A 9,749-nucleotide genomic window follows, 5' to 3' on the forward strand; every position below is an offset into this window, starting at 1 on the left:
GCCGCGACTTCCTCGACGAGGTGACGAAAATGAGCGAAGAAAAGCTCCGCTACTTCCTCAAGCGGGTGACCGCCAATCTGCATGAGACTCGCCAGCGTCTGCAGGAAATGGAAGCGGCCGGTGACGAGCCGATTGCGATCGTCGGCATGAGCTGCCGCTTTCCCGGTGGCGTGCGCAGCCCCGAAGAACTGTGGAACCTTCTGACCACGCGTACGGACGCGATCGCCGCACTGCCGCAGAACCGCGGCTGGGACGTCGGCGACCCGGACGGCTCCGGGTCCGGCCGTGCGAAGGTGCACGCCGGCGGCTTCCTCTACGACGCCACCGAATTCGACGCGGGATTCTTCGGGATCAGCCCCCGGGAAGCCCTGTCGATGGACCCGCAGCAGCGGCTGCTGCTGGAGGTGGCGTGGGAGGCCATGGAGCGGGCCGGTGTCGACCCGGCGTCGCTGCGCGGCTCCGCGACGGGCGTGTTCGCGGGCGCGTCCGCGTCCGGCTACGGCTGGATGGGCGGCCGGCTGGGCGAGCACGACGGCCATGTGATGACCGGCAACGCGATGAGCATCCTGTCCGGCCGGCTGTCCTACACGTTCGGCCTGGAGGGCCCGGCGGTCACGGTCGACACGGCGTGCTCGTCGTCGCTGGTCTCGCTCCACCTGGCCTCCCAGGCGCTGCGCGCCGGCGAGTGCTCCACGGCGCTGGTCGGCGGCGCGTTCGTGGCGGCGACCCCGGTCCTCTTCACCGACTTCAACGAATCGCTCGGGCTGTCCCCCGACGGGAAGTGCAAGGCGTTCGGGGCCTCCGCCGACGGCATGGGCGTGGCCGAGGGCGCCGGTGTCGTGGTGATGGAGCGACTGTCCGACGCCCGCCGCAACGGCCACCACGTGCTGGCGGTGGTGCGCGGCTCGGCGATCAACCAGGACGGCGCGTCCAACGGTCTGACCGCGCCCAACGGCCCCTCGCAGCAGCGGGTGATCCGGGCGGCCCTCGCCAACGCCCGCCTGTCGACCAGCGACGTGGACGTGGTCGAGGCGCACGGGACCGGGACCCCGCTCGGCGACCCGATCGAGGCCCAGGCACTGCTCGCGACATACGGCCAGGACCGGCCGGAGGACCGCCCGCTGTGGCTCGGCTCCGTGAAGTCCAACATCGGGCACACCCAGCAGGCCGCGGGCATGGCCGGGATCATCAAGATGGTGCTGGCCCTGCAGCACCGGCAGCTGCCCGCCACGTTGCACGTCGAGGAACCCACCTCGCACGTGGACTGGTCGGCCGGTGCGGTGCGGCTGCTGAGCGAGTCCGTGCCGTGGACGGCGGACGACCGGGTGCGGCGCGCGGGCGTGTCGGGGTTCGGGATGAGCGGCACCAATGTGCACATCATCCTGGAGGAGGCCCCGGCCCAGGACGCCGAGGAGGCCGGCGCCCCCGCCGAGGACGGCGAGCTGGCCGAGGTCCTGGACGAACCGGACTCCGTGGTCGAGCCGGTCGTCGTGCCGGCGGTGGTGGAGCCGGGCGGGCTTGCCGCGTGGGTGGTGTCGGGCCGTTCGGCCGAGGGCGTGGCGGCGCAGGCGGGCCGGTTGCGGGAGTGGGTTGGGGCAAGGCCGGAGCTGGAACCGGCGGATGTGGCGTGGTCGTTGGCGGCGACGCGGTCGGTGTTCGAGCACCGGGCCGTGGTGCTGGGCGGTGAGCGCGGCGAGTTGGTGGCCGGTCTGCAGAGTGTTGCCGCAGGTGCCCCCGCGGGTTCGGTGGTGTCGGGGGTTGCGCGTTCTGGTGTGCGGACGGTGTTTGTGTTCGCGGGTCAGGGGACGCAGTGGGTCGGTATGGGCCGGGAGTTGGCCTTGTCGAGTCCGGTGTTCGCGGCGCGGCTGGCGGAGTGCGGGGCGGCGCTGGCGCCGTATGTGGACTGGTCCTTGAACGATGTTATGTCGGGTGTTGAGGGTGCTCCGGGGCTGGATCGTGCGGATGTGGTGCAGCCGGTGTTGTGGGCGGTGATGGTGTCGCTTGCGGCGGTGTGGGAGGCCGCCGGTGTCACCCCGGATGCGGTCGTCGGCCACTCGCAGGGTGAGATCGCGGCGGCCACGGTGGCGGGGATGCTGTCGTTGGAGGACGGTGCCCGGGTGGTGGCGGTGCGCTCGCGTGCGCTGTCGGGTCTGTCGGCGCAGGGCTCGATGGTGTCGGTGGTGATGCCGTCGGCAGCGGTGCGGGAGCTTGCCGGGCAGTGGGGTGAGCGGTTGTCGGTGGCTGCGGTGAACGGTCCGGCGGCGGTGGTGGTGTCGGGTGAGCCGGAGGCGTTGGGGGAGTTCGAGCGGGAGCTGGCGAAGCGGAAGGTGTTGCGCTGGCGTATTCCGGAGACGGACTTCGTGGCGCACTCTCCGGCGGTGGAGCCGCTGGCGGCGGTGCTGGAGGAGGAGCTGGCCGGGATCGCCCCGCGGGCGGGCCGGGTGCCGATGGCCTCGACGGTGACCGGTGAGTGGGTGTCGGGGACCGAGGTGGACGCCGGGTACTGGTTCGCGAACCTGCGCCGCATGGTGCGTTTCGAGGAGGCTGTACGGAGCCTGCTAGGTGAGGGTTTCGGGGCGTTCGTGGAGGTCTCGCCGCATCCGGTGCTGACGGCCGCGGTGATGGAGACCGCCGAGGATGCGGGCGTGTCGGATGTGCTGACGGTGGGGACGCTGGAGCGGGACAACGGCGGTGTCGCGCGGCTGGTCACCTCGCTCGCGCAGGCGTACGTCGGCGGGCTGGGTGTGGACTGGAAGACGGTCCTGCCCGCCGCGGAACAGGTGGATCTGCCGACGTACGCCTTCCAGCACCAGCGGTACTGGCTGGAGACCCCGGCCGCGCCTGCGGTCCCGGCGGACGGCTTCGGCACGAACACGGAGGCCGAGGCACGCTTCTGGGCCGCCGTCGAGGGCGGCGACCTGGCCCACATCGCCGAGGTCCTGGAGGTCGAGGACCGACAGCATGTGGGCGAGGTCCTGGAGGCGTTGACGTCGTGGCGGCGCCGGGAGCGGGACCTGTCGGTGACGGCGAACTGGCGTTACCGGGTGGCGTGGGCGCCGGTGGCGGAGCCCGACGCGGGTGTGCTGTCCGGGACGTGGCTGGTCGTGGCGCCGGCCGGAGCGGATGCGGACGGGCTGGCGCAGGGTTGTACGGCGGCGTTGGCCGGCCGTGGGGCCGAGGTGGTGCTGCTGGAGGCCGTGGCGGCGGACGAGCGGTCGAAGCTGGCCGAGCGGATCCGCGCGCTGGTGCCGGAGGGCGGATTCTCCGGTGTCGTTTCGCTGCTGGCGCTGGACGAGACGCCCGTACCGGAGTATCCGGTGGTCCCGGGCGGGCTGGCCGCGACGCTGACTCTGGTGCAGGCCCTCGGCGACGCGGAAGTGGCCGCACCGCTGTGGGCGGCCACCTCCGGCGCCGTGGCCGTGGGACCGAGCGAGACGCTGACCCACCCCGTGCAGACGCTGGTGTGGGGCTTCGGGCGGGTCGTGGGACTGGAACACCCGGACCGCTGGGGCGGGTTGATCGACCTGCCCGCCGTACTCGACGAGCGCGCGGGGACGCGGCTTGCGGCCGTGCTGGCCGGCTGCGGTGAGGACCAGGTCGCGATCCGACCGGTCGGGATACTCGGCCGCAGGCTGACCCGGGCCGCGCAGCCGGGCGGCTCCACCGAGGTGTGGGCACCACGCGGGAGCGTGCTGATCACCGGCGGCACCGGCGCCATCGGCGGCCACGTGGCGCGCTGGCTGCCGGGCCGCGGTGCCCGGCGGCTGGTGCTGACCAGCCGGTCCGGGCCCGGTGCGGCGGGTGCGGCGGCGCTGGCGGCCGAGCTGGCGACGGCCGGGGCGCGGGTCGATGTCCTGGCCTGCGATGCGAGTGACCGGGCGGACCTGACCGCAGTGCTGGCGCGGACCGCGGCGGACGGGCCTGCGCTGTCGGCGGTGATGCACACCGCCGGCCTCCCCCAGGAGACCGCCGTACAGGACACCGGTCTGGCCGAGACGGCCGCGGTGCTGGCGGCCAAGGCCGCGGGCGCGGCCCTGCTGGACGAGCTGACCAGGGACATGGACCTGGACGCGTTCGTGCTGTTCTCCTCGATCTCGGCGACCTGGGGCAGCGGTCTGCAGCCCGCCTACGCCGCGGCCAACACCTTCCTGGACGGGCTCGCCGAGCACCGCCGGGCCCAGGGGCTGCCCGCCACTTCGGTGGCCTGGGGTCCCTGGGGCGGCGGCGGAATGACCGACGAGGAAGGAGCCGCGCAGGGCGTGCGGCGCGGACTCATGGTCATGGAAGCGGACCAGGCCGTCCAGGCGCTGGCCCAGATCCTGGACCGCGGCGAAGGCCTGATGACGATCGTGGACGTGGACTGGGCGCGGTTCGCCGCGCCGTTCACGCTGCGCCGTCCCAGCCCGCTCATCGAGAGCCTGCCCGACGTCAGGCAGGCCCTGCACGGCGCCGAAGCGGACGCGGCCGGGCGCGAGTCGGCCGTCGGCAGCGACACGGGCACCGCCCTGAAGCAGCAGCTGGCGGGCCTGTCGCGGGCCGAGCAGAACCGGACGCTGGTCAACCTGGTCCAGACGCAGGCGGCCGCGGTGCTGGACTACCCCTCGCCCGAGGCCGTGGAGGCCAACCGGGCCTTCAGCGACCTGGGCTTCGACTCGCTGACCACGGTGGAACTGCGCGACCGGCTGAGCACGGCAACGGGTCTGCACCTGCCCGCCACCCTGCTGTTCGACGCCCCTACGCCCACGGCCGCCGCCGAGTTCCTCCTGGCGCGGGTGGTGGGCACGCTCGGCCACGCCCAGGCCGCCCCCGTCGCGGCGGCGGCCACGGACGAGCCCCTGGCGATCGTCGGCATGAGCTGCCGGTACCCGGGTGGCGTGGCGAGCCCGGAAGACCTGTGGAACCTGGTGGCCGCGGGAACGGACGCCATCTCCGTTCTGCCGGAGGACCGGGGCTGGGTCATCGAGGACACGGCCGGCACTGACGACGAGTACACCGGGAAGCCCGTCCGGGCGGGCGGTTTCGTCTACGACGCGAGCGGCTTCGACGCGGGATTCTTCGGGATCAGCCCGCGGGAGGCCACATCGATGGACCCGCAGCAGCGGCTGCTGCTGGAGGTGTCCTGGGAGGCGCTGGAGCGGGCCGGCTTCGACCCCGCTTCGCTGCGCGGCTCCGCGACGGGCGTGTTCGCCGGCGCGGCCGCATCGGGCTACGGCTGGAGCAACGGCCTGCAGAGCGGCGGACTGGACGGGCACCTCGTCACCGGCGTCTCGACCAGCGTGGTGTCCGGCCGGGTGTCCTACGTCCTGGGCCTGGAGGGCCCGGCGGTCACGGTCGACACGGCCTGCTCGTCGTCGCTGGTGGCCCTGCACCTGGCCTGTCAGGCGGTGCGCTCCGGCGAGTGCACGCTGGCCCTGGCCGGCGGCGTCATGGTGGCGGCCAACCCGCTCCTGTTCAACCAGTTCAGCCGGCAGATGGGGCTGGCGCCGGACGGACGGTGCAAGCCGTTCTCGGCGACGGCCGACGGCATGGGCCTGGGCGAGGGCGCGGGCATGCTGGTCGTGGAACGGCTCTCGGACGCCCGGCGCAACGGCCACAAGGTGCTGGCGGTGGTGCGCGGCAGCGCGACCAACCAGGACGGTGCCTCCAACGGCCTGACCGCCCCGAACGGCCCCTCGCAGCAGCGGGTCATCCGCGCCGCGCTGGCGAACGCGGGCATCGGTGCCGACGAGGTCGACGTCGTGGAGGCACACGGCACGGGCACGCCGCTCGGCGACCCGATCGAGGCCCATGCGCTGCTCGCGACCTACGGCCAGGAGCGCCCCGACGGCCGGCCGCTGTGGCTGGGCTCGGTGAAGTCGAACATCGGTCACGCCCAGGCCGCGGCCGGTGTGGCCGGAGTGATCAAGATGGTGCAGGCGCTGCAGCACCGGCAGCTGCCGCGGACCCTGCACGCGGAAGAGCGTTCTCCGCACATCGACTGGTCGACAGGTGAAGTGCAGCTGCTCACCGAAACGATGCCGTGGACGGACGAGGGCCGGGTGCGTCGCGCGGGTGTGTCGGGCTTCGGGATGAGCGGCACCAACGCCCACGTCATCATCGAGGAGGCGCCGGCCGCCGAGACCGGTGCGCCCGAGGACGACGGCGCCCCAGACCTCACCGAAGGGGCCGAGCCGGTTGCCGTGCCCGCGGTGGTGGAGCCGGGCGGGCCGGCCGCGTGGGTGGTGTCGGGCCGTTCGGCGAAGGGCCTGGCCGGGCAGGCGGGCCGGTTGCGGGAGTGGGTTGCGGCCCGGCCCGAGCTGGAACCGGCGGATGTGGCGTGGTCGTTGGCGGCGACGCGGTCGGTGTTCGAGCACCGGGCTGTGGTGATCGGCGGCGACCGTGGGGAGTTGGTGACCGGTCTGGAGGGTCTGGCGGCCGGGACGCCCGCGCCGTCGGTGGTCTCCGGGGTTGCGCGTTCCGGTGCGCGGACGGTGTTCGTGTTCGCGGGTCAGGGGACGCAGTGGGTCGGTATGGGCCGGGAGTTGGCCTTGTCGAGTCCGGTGTTCGCGGCGCGGCTGGCGGAGTGTGGGGCGGCGCTGGCGCCGTTTGTGCCGTGGTCGTTGTCCGATGTTATGTCGGGTGTTGAGGGTGCTGCGGGGCTGGATCGTGCGGATGTGGTGCAGCCGGTGTTGTGGGCGGTGATGGTGTCGCTTGCGGCGGTGTGGGAGGCCGCCGGTGTCAGCCCGGATGCGGTCGTTGGTCACTCGCAGGGTGAGATCGCGGCGGCGACGGTGGCGGGGATGCTGTCCTTGGAGGATGGTGCCCGGGTGGTGGCGGTGCGCTCGCGTGCGTTGTCGGGTCTGTCGGCGCAGGGCTCGATGGTGTCGGTGGTGATGCCGTCGCAGTCGGCGCGGGAGCTTGCCGGGCAGTGGGGCGAGCGCCTGTCGGTGGCTGCGGTCAACGGTCCTGCGGTGGTGGTGGTGTCCGGTGAGCCGGAAGCCTTGGGCGAGTTTGAGCGGGAGCTGGCGAAGCGGAAGGTGTTGCGCTGGCGTATTCCGGAGACGGACTTCGTGGCGCACTCTCCGGCGGTGGAGCCGCTGGCGGTGGTGCTGGAGGAGGAGCTGGCCGGGATCACCCCGCGGGCGGGCCGGGTGCCGATGGCCTCGACGGTCACGGGTGAGTGGGTGTCGGGCACCGAGGTGGACGCCGGGTACTGGTTCGCGAACCTGCGCCGCATGGTGCGCTTCGAGGAGGCCGTACGGAGCCTGCTCGGTGAGGGTTTCGGGGCGTTCGTGGAGGTCTCGCCGCATCCGGTGCTGACGGCCGCGGTGATGGAGACCGCCGAGGATGCGGGCGTGTCGGATGTGCTGACGGTGGGGACGCTGGAGCGGGACAACGGCGGTGTCGCGCGGCTGGTCACCTCGCTCGCGCAGGCGTACGCCGGCGGGCTGGGTGTGGACTGGAAGACGGTCCTGCCCGCCGCGGAACAGGTGGATCTGCCGACGTACGCCTTCCAGCACCAGTGGTACTGGCTGGAGACGACGGCCGAGGTGGTGCCCCCGGCGGGCGGCGACGGGGCGAGTACGGCGGCGGAGGCCGAGTTCTGGGCCGCCGTCGAGGGCGGCGACCTGGCCCGGATCGCGGACACGCTGGCCATCGAGGACCAGAAGCAGCTCAGCGACGTCCTGCCGGCACTGGCGTCCTGGCGGCGCCGGGAGCAGGACCTGTCGGTGACGGCGAACTGGCGTTACCGGGTGGCGTGGGCGCCGGTGGCGGAGCCCGACGCGGGTGTGCTGTCCGGGACATGGCTGGTCGTGGCGCCGGCCGGGACGGATGCGGACGGGCTGGCGCAGGGTTGTACGGCGGCGTTGGCCGGCCGTGGGGCCGAGGTGGTGCTGCTGGAGGCCGTGGCGGCGGACGAGCGGCCGAAGCTGGCCGAGCGGATCCGCGCGCTGGTGCCGGAGGGCGGATTCTCCGGTGTCGTTTCGCTGCTGGCGCTGGACGAGACGCCCGTACCGGAGTATCCGGTGGTCCCGGGCGGGCTGGCCGCGACGCTGACTCTGGTGCAGGCCCTCGGCGACGCGGAAGTGGCCGCACCGCTGTGGGCGGCCACCTCCGGCGCCGTGGCCGTGGGACCGAGCGAGACGCTGACCCACCCCGTGCAGGCGCAGGTCTGGGGCCTCGGGCGGGTCGTGGGACTGGAACACCCGGACCGCTGGGGCGGGTTGATCGACCTGCCCGCCGTGTTCGACGAGCGCGCCGGGGCGCGGCTGACCGCCGTGCTGGCCGGGTGCGGTGAGGACCAGGTCGCGATCCGCGCGGCCGGAATCCTCGGCCGCAGGCTGACCCGTGCCCCGCAGCCCCGCGGCTCCGCCGAGCCCTGGACACCGCGCGGCACCGCGCTGATCACCGGCGGCACCGGCGCGCTCGGCGGGCGCCTGGCGCGGCTGGCGGCCGGGCGCGGAGCGGAGCGGCTGGTGCTGACCAGCCGATCCGGCCCCGCGGCCACCGGTGTCGCCGCCACGGCAGCCGAACTGGCCGCCCAGGGCACCCGCGTGGACGTTGTGGCCTGCGACGTGAGCGACCGGTCCGACCTGACCGGGCTGGTGTCCCGGATCGGGGCGAGCGGCCCCGCGCTGTCCGCGGTGCTGCACACCGCAGGTGTCGGGCAGGCCACCGCGGTCCAGGAGACCGGCTTGGCCGAGACGGCCGCCGTGCTGGCGGCCAAGGCCACCGGCGCGGCCCTGCTGGACGAGCTGACCAGGGACATGGACCTGGACGCGTTCGTGCTGTTCTCCTCCATCTCGGCGACCTGGGGCAGCGGTCTGCAGCCCTCCTACGCGGCGGCCAACACCTTCCTGGACGCGCTGGCGGAGAGCCGCCTGGCCCGGGGGGAGACGGCGACCTCGGTGGCCTGGGGCCCGTGGGGCGGCGGCGGCATGACCGACGAGGGCGGCGCCGCGCAGATGGTGCGGCGCGGACTGCTCGTCATGGACCCGGGGCACGCGATCCAGGCGCTGGCCCAGATCCTCGACGGCCGGGAAACCCTGGTGACGATCGCGGACATGGACTGGGCGCGGTTCGCCCCGCCGTTCACGCTGCGCCGGCCCAGCCCGCTGGTCGAGGCGCTGCCCGAGGTCCGGCAGGCCCTGGCGGACGCCGGCGCGGACGCGGCCGGCAGTGCCGAGGCCGTCGACCCGCAGGCGGGCGAGAACCTGAAGCAGCAGCTGGCGGGCCTGTCGCGGGCCGAGCAGAACCGGACGCTGGTCAACCTGGTCCAGACGCACGCGGCAGCCGTGCTGGACTACGCGTCCGCCGACGCGGTCGAACCCACGCGCGCCTTCAGCGACCTGGGCTTCGACTCGCTGACCGCGGTGGAACTGCGCAACCGGCTCAGCGCCGCCACCGGTCTGCACCTGCCCGCCACGCTGCTGTTCGACTGCCCCAACCCGACAGCGCTGGCCGAGTACCTCTGGAACGAGGAGTTCCAGGACGAATCGGCGCCGGTCTCCCTTGTCGAGGAAGTCGACCGGCTCGGATCGCTCCTGACCGGGGCGACACCGGACGAGAACACCTATCAAGAAATCACCGATCGGCTGCAGGGGCTCCTTTCCCAGTGGACGAAATCCGCCGCTCCTTCTGAGCGTCAGGCGGTCGCGGAGAAGATCGGGTCCGCATCGGACGACGAGATATTCGAGTTCATCCACAAGGAACTCGGCCGGTAAAGATTCTCGGCATTGCGGACAGCAAGCTTGAGCTTTCAGAGAATG

The 9,749-nt window shown here is 73.2% G+C and carries 1 protein-coding gene; it reads left to right on the plus strand.

The window, feature by feature from the left end; all coding sequences use genetic code 11:
• The first annotated feature begins 29 nt into the window (after positions 1 to 29).
• Positions 30 to 9,704, plus strand: a complete 9,675-nt coding sequence (locus ACZ7P3_RS41040; RefSeq protein WP_472089773.1) for a type I polyketide synthase — start codon at positions 30 to 32, stop codon at positions 9,702 to 9,704.
• Positions 9,705 to 9,749 lie beyond the last annotated feature (45 nt).

Source organism: Streptomyces sp. NPDC107581 (assembly GCF_055657175.1).

Bases quoted from the DNA above. Each gene is read 5' to 3' on its own strand.
- ACZ7P3_RS41040 (WP_472089773.1), top strand. From the start codon at position 30: ATGAGCGAAGAAAAGCTCCGCTACTTCCTCAAGCGGGTGACCGCCAAT.